The 915-nt window shown below is 60.8% G+C and carries 1 protein-coding gene; it reads left to right on the forward strand.

Going from position 1 to position 915, the window contains the following annotated elements:
• The coding region (locus lacNas_RS01325) for an alpha-amylase family glycosyl hydrolase (RefSeq protein WP_244661398.1) at nt 1-915 on the forward strand (915 nt) is incomplete at both ends.

Raw genomic sequence — 915 nt, forward strand, 5'->3', positions numbered from 1 at the left:
CTACATTTTTGCCGGCAAAGACGGCGTCCGGCCCAACAACTGGGGCAGCTTCTTTGGCGGCAGCTGCTGGGCAGCCGACCCGGCCGGGACCGGCCAGTCCTACTTCCACCTTTTTGCCAAGGAAATGCCGGATTTGAACTGGAAGAATCCTGCCGTGCGCGAAGAAATGTTCAAGGCAGCTGAGTTCTGGCTCAAGAAGGGGGTCGACGGCCTGCGCCTGGATGCCTTCATCCACATCGCCAAGGCCGACCTGCGCCAGTCCTACCCAAGCGAGGACGACAAGCCGGTCATCGCGGAAGACTTTTTCGCCAACCGGCCGGAAGTGCAGGAATGGCTGGCTCCCTTCTGCGCCCGCCTGCGGGAAGAATTCCCGGACCTGCTGCTTTTAGGCGAGGCGGCCAGCGCCAGCATCAACCTGGCGGCCGACTACACCGACCCCAAGCGGAACTTGATGGATTCGGTCATCACCTTCCGCTACTTTACGGAAAAAGAAGATTCCGTAAACCCTGCCTTCAGCGGCCAGTATCAGCCAAAAGAGTTTGACTGGCTGGCCTTCAAGCAAAACCAGACCGTCTGGCAGCAGACTTTGTCGGCCATGCCGACCCTTTACTGGAGCAACCACGACATGGCCCGCCTGGCCACCCGGATTGCCAAGACTCCGGTGCAGCAGCGGTCTTTGGCCATGGCCATGTACCTGGAGCGGGGGATCCCGGTGATCTACTACGGGGAAGAACTGGGCCTGCACAATCTGGAATTTGACGATGTAGAGCAGTTTGCCGACGAGACGGTGGCTGACTTCGTCAAGGAAGCCGGCGAAGCCGGAGTTGACGAAAAGACGGCCCTGGCCATGGCCAGCCGGACCCATAAATTGCCGGCCCGGGGGCCGATGCCTTGGGACGGCAGCCAGTACGGCGG

The sequence above is a fragment of the Lactobacillus nasalidis genome (genome assembly GCF_016587775.1).
GTDB lineage: Bacteria > Bacillota > Bacilli > Lactobacillales > Lactobacillaceae > Lactobacillus > Lactobacillus nasalidis.